Annotated in this window: 20 protein-coding genes and 1 pseudogene; 10 read left to right on the forward strand and 11 right to left on the reverse strand. The window is 70.7% G+C overall.

Going from position 1 to position 16,588, the window contains the following annotated elements:
• Nucleotides 1-230 precede the first annotated feature (230 nt).
• A complete protein-coding gene (locus OG223_RS52320; RefSeq protein WP_329264947.1) occupies nucleotides 231-929 on the reverse strand; it encodes a hypothetical protein in 699 nt (232 codons plus the stop codon).
• Nucleotides 930-1,659: 730 nt separating this feature from the next.
• On the opposite strand from OG223_RS52320, the gene OG223_RS52325 reads away from it, so the two are divergent.
• From OG223_RS52325 to OG223_RS52350, 6 genes are all read left to right on the forward strand, one after another.
• Nucleotides 1,660-2,043, forward strand: coding sequence for a zinc ribbon domain-containing protein YjdM (locus OG223_RS52325; protein ID WP_329264948.1), 384 nt, complete (start codon nucleotides 1,660-1,662; stop codon nucleotides 2,041-2,043).
• 164 nt (nucleotides 2,044-2,207) lie between these two features.
• The gene (locus tag OG223_RS52330; protein WP_262057002.1) at nucleotides 2,208-2,549 is read left to right on the forward strand and encodes an ArsR/SmtB family transcription factor; all 342 of its coding nucleotides are present in this window, start codon (nucleotides 2,208-2,210) and stop codon (nucleotides 2,547-2,549) included.
• A complete protein-coding gene (locus OG223_RS52335) occupies nucleotides 2,546-4,279 on the forward strand; it encodes a SulP family inorganic anion transporter (protein ID WP_329264952.1) in 1,734 nt (577 codons plus the stop codon). Before OG223_RS52330 ends, OG223_RS52335 begins: the two co-directional genes overlap by 4 nt.
• Nucleotides 4,276-4,719, forward strand: coding sequence for a pyridoxamine 5'-phosphate oxidase family protein (locus OG223_RS52340; RefSeq protein WP_329264954.1), 444 nt, complete (start codon nucleotides 4,276-4,278; stop codon nucleotides 4,717-4,719). Before OG223_RS52335 ends, OG223_RS52340 begins: the two co-directional genes overlap by 4 nt.
• Nucleotides 4,719-5,159, forward strand: a complete 441-nt coding sequence (locus tag OG223_RS52345) for an ATP-binding protein (protein WP_329264955.1) — start codon at nucleotides 4,719-4,721, stop codon at nucleotides 5,157-5,159. Before OG223_RS52340 ends, OG223_RS52345 begins: the two co-directional genes overlap by 1 nt.
• Before the next feature lie 34 nt (nucleotides 5,160-5,193).
• The gene (locus OG223_RS52350) at nucleotides 5,194-5,607 is read left to right on the forward strand and encodes an STAS domain-containing protein (protein ID WP_329264957.1); all 414 of its coding nucleotides are present in this window, start codon (nucleotides 5,194-5,196) and stop codon (nucleotides 5,605-5,607) included.
• Nucleotides 5,608-5,626: 19 nt separating this feature from the next.
• Here OG223_RS52350 and OG223_RS52355 read toward each other — a convergent pair whose 3' ends face one another.
• Both OG223_RS52355 and OG223_RS52360 read right to left on the reverse strand, forming a co-directional pair.
• A complete protein-coding gene (locus OG223_RS52355; RefSeq protein ID WP_329264959.1) occupies nucleotides 5,627-6,421 on the reverse strand; it encodes a 2-phosphosulfolactate phosphatase in 795 nt (264 codons plus the stop codon).
• A 36-nt stretch (nucleotides 6,422-6,457) separates the two neighbouring features.
• On the reverse strand, nucleotides 6,458-6,646 hold the full coding sequence (locus OG223_RS52360; protein ID WP_329264961.1) for a hypothetical protein: 189 nt from the start codon (nucleotides 6,644-6,646) through the stop codon (nucleotides 6,458-6,460).
• A gap of 213 nt (nucleotides 6,647-6,859) precedes the next feature.
• Between OG223_RS52360 and OG223_RS52365 the strand changes: the two genes are divergently transcribed.
• Together OG223_RS52365 and OG223_RS52370 are read left to right on the forward strand one after the other, a co-directional pair.
• On the forward strand, nucleotides 6,860-7,210 hold the full coding sequence (locus OG223_RS52365) for an ArsR/SmtB family transcription factor (RefSeq protein WP_329264962.1): 351 nt from the start codon (nucleotides 6,860-6,862) through the stop codon (nucleotides 7,208-7,210).
• Between the two features lie 153 nt (nucleotides 7,211-7,363).
• Nucleotides 7,364-7,846 (forward strand): NADH-quinone oxidoreductase subunit B family protein, encoded by a 483-nt coding sequence (locus OG223_RS52370; protein ID WP_329264964.1) that lies wholly within the window; start codon nucleotides 7,364-7,366, stop codon nucleotides 7,844-7,846.
• Between the two features lie 530 nt (nucleotides 7,847-8,376).
• On the opposite strand, the gene OG223_RS52375 is transcribed toward OG223_RS52370, so the two are convergent.
• The 3 genes from OG223_RS52375 to OG223_RS52385 form a co-directional block, all read right to left on the reverse strand.
• Nucleotides 8,377-8,502 carry a hypothetical protein gene (locus OG223_RS52375; protein ID WP_329264966.1) on the reverse strand — a complete coding sequence of 42 codons (126 nt, stop codon included), beginning with the start codon at nucleotides 8,500-8,502 and terminating at the stop codon, nucleotides 8,377-8,379.
• An 84-nt stretch (nucleotides 8,503-8,586) separates the two neighbouring features.
• Nucleotides 8,587-9,183: an NADPH-dependent F420 reductase gene (locus tag OG223_RS52380; RefSeq protein WP_329264968.1), complete on the reverse strand. Its 597-nt coding sequence runs from the start codon at nucleotides 9,181-9,183 to the stop codon at nucleotides 8,587-8,589.
• A gap of 42 nt (nucleotides 9,184-9,225) precedes the next feature.
• Nucleotides 9,226-10,044, reverse strand: coding sequence for an inositol monophosphatase family protein (locus OG223_RS52385; RefSeq protein WP_329264970.1), 819 nt, complete (start codon nucleotides 10,042-10,044; stop codon nucleotides 9,226-9,228).
• 137 nt (nucleotides 10,045-10,181) lie between these two features.
• Between OG223_RS52385 and OG223_RS52390 the strand changes: the two genes are divergently transcribed.
• On the forward strand, nucleotides 10,182-11,093 hold the full coding sequence (locus tag OG223_RS52390; protein ID WP_329264972.1) for a LysR family transcriptional regulator: 912 nt from the start codon (nucleotides 10,182-10,184) through the stop codon (nucleotides 11,091-11,093).
• A 744-nt stretch (nucleotides 11,094-11,837) separates the two neighbouring features.
• Nucleotides 11,838-12,253 (forward strand): annotated as a pseudogene (locus OG223_RS52395) (transposase); the annotation flags it as partial.
• Between the two features lie 140 nt (nucleotides 12,254-12,393).
• Here OG223_RS52395 and OG223_RS52400 read toward each other — a convergent pair.
• From OG223_RS52400 to OG223_RS52420, 5 genes are all read right to left on the reverse strand, one after another.
• Entirely contained in the window at nucleotides 12,394-13,041 is a 648-nt protein-coding gene (locus OG223_RS52400) for a CoA transferase subunit B (RefSeq protein WP_329264973.1), read from the reverse strand.
• Nucleotides 13,038-13,793: a CoA transferase subunit A gene (locus OG223_RS52405; RefSeq protein WP_329264975.1), complete on the reverse strand. Its 756-nt coding sequence runs from the start codon at nucleotides 13,791-13,793 to the stop codon at nucleotides 13,038-13,040. Before OG223_RS52405 ends, OG223_RS52400 begins: the two co-directional genes overlap by 4 nt.
• Nucleotides 13,794-13,829: 36 nt before the next feature.
• The gene (locus tag OG223_RS52410; RefSeq protein ID WP_329264977.1) at nucleotides 13,830-14,567 is read right to left on the reverse strand and encodes an SDR family oxidoreductase; all 738 of its coding nucleotides are present in this window, start codon (nucleotides 14,565-14,567) and stop codon (nucleotides 13,830-13,832) included.
• Complete coding sequence (locus tag OG223_RS52415) at nucleotides 14,564-15,541, reverse strand: fumarylacetoacetate hydrolase family protein (protein WP_329264980.1); 978 nt, start codon at nucleotides 15,539-15,541, stop codon at nucleotides 14,564-14,566. The genes OG223_RS52410 and OG223_RS52415 overlap by 4 nt, the downstream gene beginning before the upstream one ends.
• Before the next feature lie 107 nt (nucleotides 15,542-15,648).
• Nucleotides 15,649-16,587 (reverse strand): VOC family protein, encoded by a 939-nt coding sequence (locus OG223_RS52420; protein WP_329264981.1) that lies wholly within the window; start codon nucleotides 16,585-16,587, stop codon nucleotides 15,649-15,651.
• Between the last annotated feature and the right edge of the window lies 1 nt (nucleotide 16,588).

Genomic DNA, 16,588 nt, shown 5'->3' on the forward strand with positions numbered 1-16,588 from the left:
ACTGCGTCTCCTGTCCGGTTCGGAAACCGCACGTACAGAGGTACGGATGCGGGGTCCCGTGGAACCTTTTGGGCTCGCAAGGGGTTCGCGAAATGGGCCGGCGTTCGGTACCCCGACCGCACGCGTACTGACCTCGGCCATTTCGGAATTGACGGGGACCTGGGTTCGGAAGGCGGCTCGCCTGTGTTCCCCGAGTCACAGTGAGAGGGCGTGCCTTCGTCGCGTCCTGCCTACCGTCGGCTGGTGGCGATGTAGGTGCCGTGCCAGGTGTGGTCCCAGACCTGGCCGGTGGAGGCGTTGACCGACAACATGCCGGTGATCTTGCCGGTGCGCAGGGTGTGCAAGGTGTAGTAGCCGGGGTAGGACTCCGGGTCGCCGGGAGTCAGCGTGGTGTCACGGGCGCGAAGCCACGCCAGGGCGATGTTCTTTGCCTGTCCGGCCGGGACCCGGGTCCCACTGCGGGTGCCGTAGGGCATGCCGTAGTCGGTGTTCCACATCATCGCCGGCCCGTACTCGATCTGCACGGCCCCGTCGGCGGGGTTGACCAGGACCTCGGTGGCCGGGTGGCCACTGCTGGTCTGCAGCTCGGCGTAGAAGTTCCGGGAGAACTGCATGACCTCCCCGACCCGCAGTCCGAGCCGGTCGGCGAATGCCGTGGCCCGCTGCCTGGCCTGGTCGAGGGTCCGCACCCGGTTGCCGTTGGCGGCCAACCACCAGTTGCCCATATGGCCGTTGCCCATCATGCCGGAGCCCCACGCTCCGCTCCAGACGTCCGGTCCCCACCCGCTGGTCGGGCCTGCCGGGGCGGGTGTGGTATCGGGAGTGGTGGGTGTGCTGCTGCCCGTGGCAGTGGGGCCGGCCGTGACGGTCGGAGTGTGACCGGTCGTTGTGACGGCGCTGCCGTTGCCGCCACACGCTCCCAGCGTCACGGCTCCTGTCAGAGCCAGGGCCGCCACAGCCGCGACACGTGTGCGCCCATGGATCATGGTTGTTACCTCCGCGGTGCCGGTCGGCCTGCGCCGACGCAGCCAGGGTGTGCAGTGCCACGCTCTCGTCGTCGCGGGGCACAAGCACAGGGCCGTTCGGCCCTCGGTCGCCGACGAACGGCCCACTTGGATCAACCGCCACGGATCCACGGACACCGGCAACGACCGTCCCGATGCCCCCGGTCGAGCCGACCTGAAGCGACCGCGACGCGGCCTTCGCGCGCCGTGCGGGGTCCCGCCGTCTTCGGGCGAGGGAACGGAAGTTGCGCCACCGCCCGTATCCTCCGCTGACGTCCGGCCCCAGGCGGGGGCGCGCCATGTGCTGAAGCCGGCCATGGCCGCGACGCCTCGCACTTCGCCCGGGAAGGCTTCACCGTCCAGGCTGCCGACTTCGCCACCGCCGGCCTTGAGCAGCCGGCGGAAGCGGCTCACACCGGGGGCGTGGCCGAGCGGGCTCCGCGACGGATCGTCCCTCCGTCTGGGGCCCGTGTCGCGAAGTGGCCCCGAGGGGCGGGATCGGGGCTGGTCGTCGACACCCGGTCCACGAGCCCTGCACCCCGTCTCCAGCCGATGTGCGCCTGCTTCTCTCCCCAACGGACGTGTCCCGCAGCGGCCGTATCCGCTCGCCGGATGATGGGATCGTCCGAGGTGCGGGGCCGGATACGCTGGCGAGATGATCGAGAATCTTCCTCCCTGTCCGAAGTGCTCGTGCGAGTACACCTACGAGATGAACGCCCTGGTGGTGTGCCCGGAGTGCGGCCACGAGTGGGTGCCCACCGAGGGCGGCTCGGACTCCGGCGCTCCCGCGATGGGGGTCCCCCCGGCCGAAGGCTGGGGGAGGGTGGTCAAGGATGCCGTCGGCAATGTGTTGCAGGACGGTGACTCCGTGGTCGTGGTGAAGGCGCTCAAGGTCAAGGGGAGTCCCTCGGGAATCAAGGCCGGTACGAAGGTGCGCGGTATCCGGCTGGTCGACGGGGTCGACGGCCATGACATCGACTGCAAGGTCGACGGTTTCGGGGCGATGCAGCTCAAGTCGAGCGTGGTCAAGAAGGGCTGACCCACTCACCCCCCAACTCGCCGGGGATGATCCGGTAGTAGCCGGATGCTGAATTGCCAAATTTCGCAATTGGCTAGATGCTGTGTTGGCTGTGTCTGCAAGTAGCCGCTGGCGCAGCCTTCACCTGTCTCCCGGGTGGGGCGCTGTCGGGGAAGCGAGGAGCCGTGTCCGTTCCGCTGTACCAGGCCAAGGCCGAGTTCTTCCGGATGCTGGGACATCCCGTACGGATCCGGGTGCTGGAGTTGCTGCAGGACGGGCCGCTGCCCGTGCGAGACCTGCTGGCCGCGATCGAGGTGGAGCCCTCCGGCCTCTCCCAGCAGTTGGCCGTGTTGCGTCGTTCCGGGATCGTCACCTCGACGCGGGAGGGGGCCACGGTTGTCTACGAGCTGGCCGGCGGAGACGTCGCCGACCTCATGGCGGCCGCGCGCAGGATCCTGACCGAGATGCTCTCCGGCCGGAACGAACTGCTCGCCGAACTCCGGGAAGCCCAGGTCGCCGCGCGATGACGTCCGCTCTCACCCGGATCCGAGACCGGATCGTCGAGCTGCTTCCCGGCCGGAACGATTGGGCGGAGACGCGCCGGGCCCCGCGCCGCGATCTCCTGGCCGGCCTCACGGTGGCGGTCGTCGCGTTGCCGCTCGCGCTCGGGTTCGGTGTCTCCTCCGGGCTGGGCGCGGAGGCGGGGCTGGCGACCGCGGTCATCGCCGGTGCGCTGGCGGCGGTGTTCGGCGGTTCGAATCTGCAGGTGTCCGGGCCGACGGGCGCGATGACCGTGGTGCTGGTGCCGATCGTCGCCGCGCACGGACCGTCCGGAGTGCTCACGGTGGGGCTGATGGCGGGCGTGATCCTCGTCGCGCTCGCCCTGTTGCGGGCCGGCAAGTACATGCAGTACGTGCCCGCGCCGGTCGTGGAGGGCTTCACCCTCGGCATCGCCTGCGTGATCGGCCTGCAGCAGGTCCCCAACGCCCTGGGGGTGCCCAAGCCGGAGGGCGAGCGGGTACTCGTCGTGACCTGGCGCGCGCTGGAGGAGTTCGCGAAGGATCCGAACTGGACCGCCGTCGCCTTCGCGGCGTCGGTCGCCGGCGTGATGCTGATCGGCGCCCGGCTGCGACCCACCGTCCCGTTCTCCATCCTCGCGGTGATCGCGGCCACCGTCGTGGCGCAGGCCGCGGGCCTGGACGCCGCCACCCCGATCGGCGATCTGCCCTCCGGGCTCCCGGCACCTTCACTGTCCTTCCTCGACCTCGGCTCGCTGGGTTCCCTGCTCGCTCCGGCGGTGGCGGTCGCGGCGCTGGCGGCTTTGGAGTCACTGCTGTCGGCGTCGGTCGCCGACGGCATGACGGTAGGTCAGCGACACGATCCGGACCGGGAATTGTTCGGCCAGGGTCTGGCCAACATCGCCGCCCCGCTGTTCGGCGGGGTGCCGGCGACCGGCGCGATCGCGCGTACGGCCGTCAACGTCCGTACCGGCGCCGGGTCCCGGCTGGCGGCCCTCACCCACGCCGCGGTCCTCGCGGTGATCGTGTTCGCGGCCGCGCCCCTCGTCTCGAAGATCCCGCTCGCCGCGCTGGCCGGTGTGCTGCTGGCCACCGCGATCCGCATGGTCGAGGTCGGCTCGCTGCGCGCGATGGCGAAGGCCACCCGCGCCGACGCGCTGATCCTGGTGCTGACCGCCGTCGCGACCCTCGCTCTGGATCTTGTGTACGCGGTGGTGCTCGGCCTGATGGTCGCGAGCGCGCTCGCCCTGCGGGCCGTGGCCAAACAGGCCCGCCTGGACCAGGTGCCGCTCGACCGGGGCGACCACAGCGCCGAGGAGCACGCACTGCTGGCCGAGCACATCGTCGCCTACCGCATCGACGGTCCGCTGTTCTTCGCCGCCGCCCACCGCTTCCTCCTCGAACTGACCGAGGTCGCCGACGTACGCGTCGTCATCCTGCGCATGTCCCGCGTGACCACCATCGACGCCACCGGCGCCCTCGTCCTCAAGGACGCGGTCGAAAAGCTCCACCGGCGCGGCATCGCCGTCATGACCTCCGGCATACGCCCCGGCCAGCGCCAGGTCCTGGATTCCGTCGGCGCGCTGGAACTGCTGCGCCTGGACGGACACGAGTACGCCACCACGCCCGAGGCGATCCAGGGTGCCCGCACCCGTCTGGAGTGCGCCGGCGTCATGCCGCCGCCCCCTGCCCAGTCGCCCCGGCCCCGCACCGAGGAAGGAGAGGAAACCGTCCGATGAGCACTGTGTCCGCAGCCCTGCGCATGGTCGAGGTATCCGGTGCCGAAGCCCTGTGGTTGTTGGAGGGCAGCACCCTGGGGCGGTTGGTGTACACGCAACGGGAGGCGACCGTCGTCCGGCCCGGCCGGCACACCCGGGAGTACGGCCGCCTGGTGGTGCGTGCTCCGGCGCAGGCGGCAGCCATCCCGCTGACCGCGACGTACCAGGTGGACGAGGTACGTGCCGCGACCGCCACCGGCTGGACGGTGACCGTGGCCGGGCCCGCCGAGGTGATCACCGATCCGAACGAGGCCGCCCTCCCCCATAGCGTGAAGGGCATGGGAGGTGCCCCCATCCGCCGTACGCTCACCGGCTGGACGTACGGCCCCCATGACACGATCGTCCGTATCCATCCCCGGACTGTCTCCGGCTTCCGGCTGGTCCGCGGGACGGCGAGCTGATGGCCGCGCGGCTCGAAGCCCTGCCCCACCGGCACGTGCTCACCCTGCCCACCGAGCCGTCCGCCGTCCGGCTGTCCCGGCAGACCGCCGAGCGGGCGCTGACCGAGTGGGGGATCAGCCTGCGCCACCCCGCGGTCGACCCGGCCCTGCTGATACTCGGCGAGCTGGTCACCAACAGCGTCCGGCACGCCGCCGTGCTCTCTCCACAGATGACGGTGATCTACGCGGCGGGCGCGGACTGCCTGGCCTTCGCCGTGCACGACCGCCATCCCTACCAGCCGCCGCTGTACGCGTCGCTCACCGACGCGGGGACGGGCGGGCTGGCCACCGTCATGGAACTCACCCTCGGCCTGTCCGGCACCGCCGTTGTCAGGGGCGATGCCGACGGCAAGGGCAAGAGCATCTGGATCACCCTCCCCCTCCGAGCTCTCCCACTCTGACCCAACAGGCCCACTGCGCAAGGAAGTTGACGACATGACCATCGAGTGGCGCTACACCGTCGAGCAGGAACTCGGCGTCCTGTCCGTCTCCGGATATCTGGGCCCGGACGCCGTTCGCCGCTTCGAGGGGGCCGTCGGCTGGGCGGTGGGACGCGGGACCGGCCCGGTCGTCGTCGACCTGACGGGATTGCGTGCCTGGTCGGCCGAGGGACAGATGGCGATCACCGAGGCCGCGCGGCGTCTCGCCGCGGCGGGCCGCAGTCTGGAACTGGCCGCGATCCCCGCCGACGGCTCCCTCGTCCCCGGCGGGGACTGCCTGTCCATCCCCGTGCACGCCGATCTGGCCGGCGCGCTCGCCGCGCACAGCACACGGCACGGCAAGCCGCCCAGGGGCCGCCACGAGTGGCGGACGACGGGCTGGCCGAGCGGAGACGATGCCGGCGAATGACCTGCCGGGGTCACCGGGTTCAGCCGGCGGTGAAGGCGCCGTCGCGATCCCGTACCGGGACGACGACGGAGAGGTCCTCCTCCGTGGCGATGGCCACGTCCTCGGGGAAGCCGGCCGCGGCCAGCTCGCGGCCCGATGCACCGGTGGCGACCGCGCGCGCGAGGTCGGCAGTGCCCTCGTAGGCCGCTTTTGCCGCGGCTGCCTCGGGGGACAGCGGTCCCGCGCCCTGGTGGTGCAGGTCGGAGATGAGGGCGCCGGCGCAGAGCAGGTCTTCCAGTGCGGGACGCAGGCTGCCGTCCGGCCACCGCTCGCCCGCGGCGATCACGGCCACCGGGTGCCGGGCCGTGCCGTAGCCGTCGGCCGTGAGCCGGCTGCCGACCGCGGTGATGTTGCGCAGACAGGCGGCGACCACCCGCACCCGCGGCGGTGCGGCCGCCGCGATGGCCGCACCGTTGGGAGAGGGCAGCACCAGGCGCTCGACGAAGGGGGCGCGGCGCAGTTGGGCGGGGGAGAGGGACCAGGGGTTGTCAGGTGCCACGGCATGCCGTGGCACGGCCAGTCGAGCGCCCGACTGCCGGGCATAGACGGTGGCGGCCTTTTCTGCCGCGGCCCGCTCGGCAGGGGCGGCATGGCCGTCCGGCAGCCAGAACGGCAGCACCCGGATGCCCGTTTCGACGGCGACGCTCACCGTTGTGGTGAAGGACAGCACGTCGATGATCGCCAGACAGGCGGCCTCCCCGGCGAGACGGCCCGCTCCGGAGGGCCCCCACTCGAAGCGGATCCCGCTGCCGGACTGGTCGGCCCAGTCACCCATTCCCCGCTCCCTTGCGGTCCGCTTGCCGTACGCCGGTCAGCTTCGGTCGTCGCCGTCCGGCGTGGACGCCGTGGGTCTGCCGCCGAAGGACAGTCGCATCATGTGGGCGTGCCCGCACCGCGGGCAGGAGCCGTCTGGGCCGACGGCGGTGGGGCGGCACTTGAGGCGGCAGGCCGGGCACTTGTACCAGGCGACGCCGGAGCCGTGCAGCGGAATGATTCTCACGCAAGCCTCCCTCACCTCACGTATAGAGTTGCTAATCTTAGCAATTGCTGAGGTTGTTACTACTGGTTTCGGGCAGCTCGGTTCTCGCGCGGATTCGGTGTGGCCGGTGCCGCAGGCGAGGATGGGCCGCATGTGTGTGACGAGTGGGTGGATGCGATGCGCCGAGGACGGTCGGGTGCGGCCGTGCTGCTGCATCGGGGAGGCGACGACGCGATGAGTACGCCGCTGTACCAACTGAAGGCCGAGTTCTTCAAGACGCTCGGTCACCCGGCCCGTATCCGGGTGCTGGAGCTGCTGAGCGAGCGCGAGCACGCGGTGGCGGAGATGCTGCCCGAGGTGGGCATCGAGGCGGCGCACCTCTCCCAGCAGCTGGCGGTGCTGCGGCGGGCGAACCTCGTGGTGACCCGCAGAGAGGGCTCCACCGTGTACTACTCGCTGACCAGCCCTGACATTGCCGAGCTGCTTCGGGTCGCCCGCGGCATCCTGTCCGGGGTGCTCGCCGGGCAGGCCGAACTCCTCGCCGACCTGCAGGCCGCCCAGGGACAGGCCAAACCGCCGTCGTAGCGGCGGCCCCCGATCGGTGGCCGTCTCCCGAGAGCTGGACAGCGCTCTACGGCACCGGGAGGCGGCCGCCTTTGCCCCCAAGTGCCATATCCCCGCTCGCGGGTGGCCGGTCGGACACCCGCGGACAAGACCTCACCGTGCCGGGGAGGGTTCATGGGCCTGTTGAGCAAGATCCGGGACACCGGGCGGATGGCCGAGCCCGCCCCGCCCAAACCGGAGGGCGAACAGCCGCTCGCTGCCAGGGAGTTCGGCGGCTCGGTGCAGGTGCGGTGTGTGGACGCGGGGTCCTGCAACGGCTGCGAGATCGAGATCGCCGCGGCCTTCAACCCGGTCTACGACGCCGAGCGGTACGGCGCCCGCATGGTGGCCTCGCCCCGGCACGCGGACGTGGCCCTGGTGACCGGTCCGGTCACGCGGAACATGGCCGAACCGCTGCGCCGCACGGTCGCCGCGATGGCGGAGCCGCGGCTGATGGTTGCGGTCGGGGACTGTGCGATCAACTGTGGGGAGTTCGCGGGCGGTTACGGCGTCGTGGGTGCCGTCTCCGATGTCGTACCGGTGGATCTTCAGGTTCCCGGGTGCCCGCCGGAGCCCGGCGAGATCGTCGCGGCGCTGCGGAGAGTGACCGGGCGGTGAGCGTGATTCCGGCCGCCCTCGCGACGGCCATCGGACTGGGCGGCGCGGGCGCGCTGGCCGGAGTCGTGCTGCCGTATCGGCTGCGCGTTCCTGTCGTTGGAGCCCTGACGGCAGGGGTGGGGGCGAGCGGTTGTGCGGCGGGTGTGGCTGCACTGGGCGGAGGCAACTGGACGGCCACGTTCCCGGGGGTGCTGCCGCTGGCCGGAACGTATCTGGCGGTGGGTTCGTTGGCGGGCCTGTTCACGGCGGTGGCGGGGGCCGTCGTAACTGCGGTCGCGGTGTACGGCATCGGGTACGCGGCAGGGCATGGCGCGCACGGACTCGGCTCGCGCACCGCGCAAACGGCGCTGCCGTTGTTCGCCCTCACTCTGGTGCTGGTGCCCGTGGCGGCTTCGGTGTCCACCTTCCTGGTGCTGTGGGAGGTGATGGCGCTCGCGTCGCTGCTGCTGGTGCTGGCCGAGCACCGGGAGCGGGCCTCGGTCCGTCTGGCGGACGTCTGGTACGCGGTGATGACGCACCTCGGCCTTGTGCTAGTGCTCGCCGGGTTCGCCGCCGGGCAGCGTGTGGCCGAGTTCCTCGGCGTCGAGATCGAGGTGGGGCTGGCGCATCGCGGTGGACGTTACGAACACCACTTGTCCGAAGCGCCGCTTGACCATGTCCGGGAGTGTCGGCCGGGCGCCCGGGGGAGGAGGTTGGGCGGCAACAGCTCATGCTCTGTGCGTGATCTGCCCCGCTCTGCGTCAGCGGGCGATGGAGAGTGCGAAGGGCGTGAATCCGGTGGATCGGATCACGTGGGGTACGAACAGGATCGCGGCCTCCGTGGCGCGGGCGGTCCGGATTCCGCCGAGATCGGTGATCCACTCCTTGCGCCAGCCCAGGTCGGTGAGGAGTTCGCGCACGGTCTGCTTGGCCTGCGGGTCCTCGCCGGAGAGGAAGGCGCTGGGTGCCTGGGTGAGTGTGGCGGGCGCGGTCATCACCGTGAAGAGCATGGTGTTGAGTGTCTTGACGACTCGCGTCTCGGGGAGCGACGCCTGGAGTTGTTCGGCGAGGCTTGAGCCGGGATAGAGCAGGTCGGCGGGGAGTCCGTCCGGTCCGTCGACGGTGGCGTTGGAGACATCGACGAGGATCTTGTCCCGCAGTTCCTCGCGCAGCGCGACGAGCCGGTCCAGGGAGCTGTCGCCCGGTGTGGCGTTGATGACGACCTGCGCGGTCCGGGCGGCGTTCGGGGCGGCACCCGGCGAGCGGTCCGCCACGGTCACCTCGTGCCCGGCCCGGGTGAGGGCTGTGGCCAGGCTGCTGCCGACGCGGCCGTTTCCGAGAACTGCGATCGTGGTCATGATGATCTGGTCCTTTCCGTGTTTGCGGGTCGGGGTGTGCGGTCAGCGCGAGAGCGTGGCGGTGGCCTCGGCGTGCACGCCGGGCGCGGCTGCCAGGAAGCTTTCGCTCGCCGGCGTCCAGGGCCGGCCCTCGGCGTCGGAGATCCGTCCGCCGGCCTCGGTGACGAGCAGCGCTCCGGGAAGCAGGTCCGCGCGGGCTCCGGCGAACTGCCAGAAGGCGTCGATCCGGCCGGCGGCCACGTTCAGCAGGTGCAGGGTGGCGGGCACCGAGGTCCGTACCACGAGCGCGTCGAGGAGCATCTCGGTGATCGAGGAGCCGACGCGCCGTACGACCTTCTCGTCCTCGTCCGGCCTGGCCTGGCTCGTGGCCACGATGCCCAGGCCGAGGTCGGCGGTGTCGGAGACGTGCAGGGGCCGGCCGTCGAGGTGGGCGCCGGCGCCGGCGAGCGCGGTGTAGGTCTCGCCGGTCAGGGGCAGGTGGACCACGGTGAGGACCGGCTGGTGGTCGCGCACGAGCGTGGCGGTGACGGCCCAATCGGGCAGGGCGTGCAGGTGGTTGACGTTGCCTTCGGCCGGATCCACGACCCACCATTCACCGGCCGGCAGTGCACCGCCCGCGAGCTCGTCCTCCACCCAGCGAGCCTGCGGGCGCAGGAGCGTGAGGCGGGGGCGCAGGACATCGAGGACGGTGTCGTCGTTGACGGCGAGCGCCCGCATCAGCTCTTCGCGGGTCTGGTAGCGGACCACGTTGCCGAACCGCTCCCGCAGCGCCGAACCTGCCGTACGTACGGCCATCGCGGTCTGTGCGAGCAGGTCGGCGTCGGAGGCGGCGACGTCAGTGGTCTGAAGCGTTTCGGACATGGTGGTGCTCCCGTCTGAACAGGGGGGATGAGGTGGGTCTGGCCAGGCCGCGCGTTCCGTCGTGCGCTCTTGTCTCGAAGGTATGCAGCCCCGTCGTTAACTTCAACTGCATGTCAAGCACGGCTAGGATTACTCTCATGCAATTGGACTTGAACCTGCTCGCCGCGTTCGACGCGCTGCTGGAGGAGGGCAGCGTGGCCGGGGCAGCCGCGCGCCTGCATGTCACGGCCCCCGCGATGAGCCGGAGCCTGGGCCGGATCCGGCGCACGACCGGGGACCAGATCCTGGTGCGGACAGGGCGCACGATGACACCGACGCCGTACGCGATCGCCGTGCGGGAGCAGGTGCACGATCTGCTCCAGCGGGTTCAGGGGGTGCTGGCACCGAGCCGCGAACTCGACCTCGCGACGCTGGAGCGCACCTTCACCCTTCGCTGGCACGATTCCCTCGTCGCTCTCAGCGGCCCCGCACTGCTGGCGGCCGTACGGAGGCAGGCGCCGGGTGTGCAACTGCGCTTCGTCGCTGAATCGAGCTTCGACACCCCCGGGTTGCGGCGCGGCGAGGTGGACCTGGAGGCGAACGCCAACCGCCCGAGCGCACCGGATGTCCGTGCCGAGCACGTGGGCGAGACCCGCCTCGTCGTTGTCGCGAGGCGGGGGCACCCCCTCACCCGCGTCCCGGCTGTCACCGCCGAGCGGTACGCCGCCGCCGAGCACATCGCCGTCTCGCGACGTGGAAACCTCGGCAATGCCGTCGACGACGCTCTCGCGCGGCTTGCTCTCGCCCGCAGTGTGGTGGCGGCCGTTCCCACGGAAGCGGCCGCGTTGGAGTTCGTGCGCGGCTCTGATCTCCTGGTCACTGTCCCCGAGGCCACGACACGTTCCGCGGTCGAGGGCCTCGGCCTGGTCGTGCTCCCCCTGCCGCTCGAACTGCCGTCGGCAGCGGTGTACCTGTCGTGGCATCAGCGCTACGACACCGACCACGCCCACACCTGGCTGCGCGGGCTGGCGCGCACCGCGCTGACCGATGCGGCACGATCATCAGCGTGATGTGCGCCGTCGGGAAGACGACCGTGACGGTTGCGACGAGCGACCTTCGCCGGGATGGTCCCTTCCCGGGCGGGTTGATGGGGTGGTTCGCGCGCGGGAGGGCAAGGTGCTGACTCCGGCGCATCAGCCCGGTGTGGGTGTTCGGTGGTGTGCCGGTGTGGGGCATCGAGGGCGTCTGATGCCCGCGTTCTTGGCTGTCCCGGATCTCTGCGGGCCTTCCACGGCTTGTGCCCTGGCGGGGGTGTGGTTTGCCGGGAACGTCGGTCCGTTGTCTCGGCGGCGGGACTCGACGGTACGGACGGCGATTCGGGGTGATCCGGCCCCTGTTCGCGGACCGGCGCGTTCCCCCGGAGGAGGACCTGCTCAGTGGTCTGATCGCGGTCCACGAGGGCCGGAACCGGCTGTTCGGGGATGAGTTGACCTCGATGGTCGTCGTGCGGGGGTGTCCAGGACGGCTCCGGGCGACGTAATCGGACCAGCGTCCTGGGGTCGTTTCGTCTGCGGCCGATGGCCTTTGGCGTTGGCTCCGCAGGGGGGATCCGGGCGCCAGGCCGGTGCCCAGGCCGGTCAGAGCACCGGCCGTTGCCCGTCATGCGGGCGGTGTTGCCATGGTGGGCGCGGCGGGCGGACGGACGGGGGGAATGGGGGAGCGCGTCGGAGGTCCGGATGCGGCAGCCCGAGCGTGTTCCTTGCCCATGATGGCCAGGTAGCGGCGGCCGGCACGGGTTCCGGATGAACTGGCGGTCCGTGAAGCGTGAGCCCTACCTGCTGGGCCTTTCCACTCGCCGGGTCGAGAAACCAGCGGAGTCCCCCGGCGTCACTCAACTGTCGAAGTGACAGGTCAGTGCGACGGCCAAGTACCTGGACGACCAGGTCGCCGCGTTCCGCGACCGGCCCCCGGGCCATGGGGCTTGCGCGTTCGTCTGGTGGACGCACTGACCCGGACGGTCCGTGAGGGCCGCCGCATCATCAACGTCCACGCGCTGATCGCGGTCGGCATCGACGTCGCCTCCAGCGAGGACGGCGCCGGCTGGCTCGCCTTCCTGCGTTCCCTGGCCGCCCGCGGCCTGCCCGGCGTCCAACTGGTCGTCTCCGACTTGCACACGGGGCCGGTCAACGCGATCGGCACCACCCTGCCCGGCGCGAGCCGGCAGCGCTGCCACGCTCTTCCCCACGCCCTGAACGGGCACGGGCGGTGCCCCCATCGCCCGCGCTGCTGAGCCAGGTGCCCAAGCCGGACCGGACGGAAACGTCGGGCGGGCAGGGACCAAGGTCCGTGTCGGCCCGACGTGTTCACCGCTCATGCTCTCCGGATCAGGGGCGCGTCCGTGCGGTCGGTGATGTCCTCCGCGGTCACACCCGGCGCGCATTCCACGAGTGCGAGGCCTTCCGGTGTGACGTCGAGGACGCCCAGGTCCGTGATGATCCGGTGGACGCATCGCTCGCCGGTGAGCGGAAGGGTGCATTCCTTGACGATCTTCGGGGTGCCGTCCTTGGCGGTGTGCTCCATCAGGGCGATGATCCGGCGGGCGCCGTGGACCAGGTCCATCGCGCCGCCCATGCCCTTGACCATCTTGCCGGGGATCATCCAGTTGGCCAGGTCGCCGGCAGCGGACACCTGCATGGCGCCGAGCACGGCGGTGTCGATGTGGCCCCCGCGGATCATGCCGAAGGAGAGGGCCGAGTCGAAGAAGGCGGCGCCGGGCAGGACGGTGACCGTCTCCTTGCCCGCGTTGATGAGATCCGGGTCGACTGCGCTCTCGTGCGGGTACGGTCCGGTGCCCAGGATGCCGTTTTCCGAGTGCAGGACCACGTGCACGCTCGGCGGGAGGTGACCGGGGATGAGTGTGGGCAGGCCGATGCCTAGATTGACGTAGGAACCGTCGGTGAGTTCGGCCGCGGCGCGAGCTGCCATCTGGTCGCGGGTCCAGCCCGTGGGCGTGCTCATACGCGAACTGTCCTTTTCTCTACGTGCTTGTCGGCGGCCTGAGCTGGGGTGAGGGCCACGATCCGCTGGACGAAGACGCCTGGCAGATGCACTTGGTCGGGGTTCAACTCGCCTGGTTCCACGAGCTGTTCGACCTCGGCCACTGTCACGCGTCCGGCCATGGCGGCGAGCGGGTTGAAGTTGGCGGCCGATTTGCGGAAGACGAGGTTGCCGTGGCGGTCGCCGCGCCAGGCCCGTACGAGGGCGAAGTCGGTGGTGATCCCGTGCTCCAGGACGTACGCACGGCCGGCGAAGGCGCGGGTCTCCTTGGGTGGGGAGGCCAGGGCGACGGTGCCGTCGGCGGCGTAACGCCAGGGCAGTCCGCCGCGGGCGACCTGGGTGCCCACGCCTGCGGGGGTGTAGAAGGCGGGGATGCCTGCCCCGCCTGCGCGCAGCCGTTCGGCGAGGGTGCCCTGGGGCACCAGCTCCACCTCCAGTTCGCCGGAGAGGTACTGGCGGGCGAACTCCTTGTTCTCGCCCACGTAGCTGCCCGTCACGCGGGCGATCCGGCTTGCTGACAGCAGGATCCCCAGCCCGCGCCCGTCGACTCCGCAGTTGTTCGACACCACCCGCAGGCCGGTCGCTCCCTGCGCGTGCAGGGCCTGGATGAGTACGTCGGGGATGCCGCTGAGGCCGAAGCCACCGACGGCCAGTGACGCGTCGTCGGGGATGTCGGCGACCGCCTCCGCGGCGCTCGCGCGGACCTTGTCCATGGAGGAAGGGCCTTTCTGTCGTGCGCTGTCGCTGGTTCAGGCGTCCGCGCGCAGGGCGTCCGAGATCGACTTGACGCCGCCGTGTGAAGTGAGGCCGCCGTCGACCGGGATGTCCGCTCCGGTGATGAAGGACGCGTCGTCGGACAACAGGAAGACCACGAGCGGGGTGATGTCGTCGACGGTTCCGGTGCGGCCGATAGGTGTTTCGCGGAGGTTCGCCTCGCGGAACGCGGGGGCCGCCGAGGCGGTCATCGTGGTCTCGATGAATCCGGGGTGGATGGTGTTGACGCGGATGCCGCGCGGTCCCAGTTCCATGGCGGCCGTCCTCGACAGACCGCGCAGCGCCCACTTGCTGGTCGTGTACGCGACGGGGTAGTGGGCGGTCAGCGCCGCAGACGAACCGACGTTCACGATCGACGCCCCAGCCCGCATCAGCGGGGTCAGGTGCTGGATGCCCAGGAGGGGACCGGTGACGTTGACCGCGTGGACTCGGGCCATGTCCTCAGGACGTACGTCGTCGATCCGCGCCCGCCAGGTGACACCCGCGTTGTTGACCAGACCATGCACCTGGCCGTACGACTCCCTCAGTTCGGCGGCGAGTTCGGCCCACTCCTTGTCGCTGCTGACGTCGAGGCGGCGGCAGCCGGGTGCTTCGTTCACGTCGGTGGCGATCACCCGTGCGCCCTCGCGGGCGAGCGCCTCGGCCTCCGCGGCCCCCTGGCCGCCGGCCGCACCTGTCACCACGACGACCTTGCCCAGCAGTCGCTCGGTCACGGCCGCTCCCGGGATCGACGCCGGCCGGCTGGAACCGGCACGGGACCGACGCCGCTCACGACCGTGTTGGAGACGGACCCGATGCCTTCCACGGTGAGCGTCACCGTGTCGCCGGGCTTCAGCGGCCCCGGGTCCTGCTCGCCTCGTACGCCCCAGAGCTCGGCGAGGCAGCCGCCGTTGCCGCAGGTCCCGGAACCGAGGACGTCACCCGGGCGGACGACGGTACCCCGGGAGGCGTAGGCCACCATCTCCTCGAAGGTCCAACTCATGTTGGAGAGAAGATCCTTGCCGACCACCTGGCCGTTCACCTCGGCGGTCAGTGCCAGCCGGAGGAAGCCGTCCGCGTCGCGGTACCTCTCCAACTCGTCGGCGGTCACCAGATACGGCCCGAGGGTGGTGGCGGTGTCCTTGCCCTTGCACGGGCCGAGACCGACCTTCATCTCGGCGGACTGCAGGTCGCGGGCGGACCAGTCGTTGAAGACCGTGTAGCCGACGATGTGATGGCGGGCGTGCTCGGGGGTGAGGTCGCGGCCCTCCTTGCCGATGACGGCGGCGACTTCGAGTTCGAAGTCGAGCACGCTCGAACCCGGGGGCACGGGGATGTCGTCGTGCGGGCCGTACACCGCGTAGGGGTTGGCGAAGTAGAACGTCGGGGCTGCGTACCACTGTTCGGGCACCCCGGCGGCTCCGTCCACCGACTTCCGTACGCCCTCGACATGCTCCTCGAAGGTGACGAAGTCCCGCACGGTGGGCGGCTGGAGCGGCGGCAGCAGTCGTACCTCGGAGACGTGGGGGCCGGCCGCGACGTCGATCGTCGCGGAGCCCGCGTCGAGCAGTTCGGGCAGACCGCCTCCCCTTCCCTCGGCGAGCAGGCCGGTCAGTGAGCTGACACCAGGCAGGGGGTAGAGCGTGCCGTCCTCTTCGACGACGGCCACCTGGCGTCGGTTGCGGTACTCGTACGTGGCGAAACGCATGGGCGGGGTCCTGTCGGCGCGAGGACGAGGGAACGAGACCGGGGGCGCGGCGGGGAGCCAGGGCATGGCATGACCGCCGCGTTCCCGGCGGCAGGGGGCCTGACCGGTCAGACCGGCGGGGCGACGAACACGCCGCGATCGGGGTCGTTGAAGGACTCCTTGGCGATCAGCTCGTTCATCGGGTTGGCGGTGCCCCACTGGTCGGTGACCTCGGGCTGGGAGAAGTCGTAGACGTGGGGGTGCCAGGTGTCCTCGTCCAGCTCCTCCAACTCCGTCGTGTATTCAACGGTGTTGCCGTGCGGGTCGAGGAAGTAGGTGAAGGTGTTGTCGCCCGCCATGTGCCGGCCCGGACCCCAGACCTTCTGGAAGCCGGCCCGCATCACGCGGCCGGAGCCGCGCATGTACTCGTCGATGCCGCGCATCTCGAAGGAGACGTGGTGCAGCGAGGTGTGCGGGCCCTTGGCGATGGCCATGGAGTGGTGCTGGCTGCTGATCCGCATGAAGTGCATGACGTCACCGACGTACGGCGAGCTGAGCGTGTCGGAGTGCCGGAAGCCCAGGTGCTGCTCGTACCAGGCGCGGGTCCTGTCCAGGTCCGGCGAGTTGAGGACGACGTGCGACAGCTTGACCGGGATCGACTCCTTCTCCTCGATCCTGCGGTGCTGCCGGACCTCCACGTCGGCCGAGACCTCGACGGTGCGGCCGTCGACGTCGAAGAAGCGGAAGCCGTACCCGCCGCCCGGGGTGTCCACCTTGCCCGGCCGGGAGATCAACTCGACCCCACCGGAGAGGAGTTGCTCGGCGAGCGTGTCCACGTCGGCGGCTGAGGCGGCGCCGTAGGAGACCAGGTCGAGGCGCTTTTCGTCGGCCTTGCGCAGCCGTACGACGTACTGCTCGGGGCTGCCCTCGGCGGCGAGGAAGGAGATGCCGGAGTCCTCGGCGACCTTGGTCAGGCCCCAGACGCCGGAGTAGAAGTCGAGTTGCTTGTCGTAGTCGGGCACGGCGAGGTCGACGTGCCGGAGGTGGGTGAGCAGGCGGTTGCTCATG

This window comes from Streptomyces sp. NBC_01478 (genome assembly GCF_036227225.1).
In the GTDB taxonomy this organism is placed as follows: domain Bacteria; phylum Actinomycetota; class Actinomycetes; order Streptomycetales; family Streptomycetaceae; genus Streptomyces.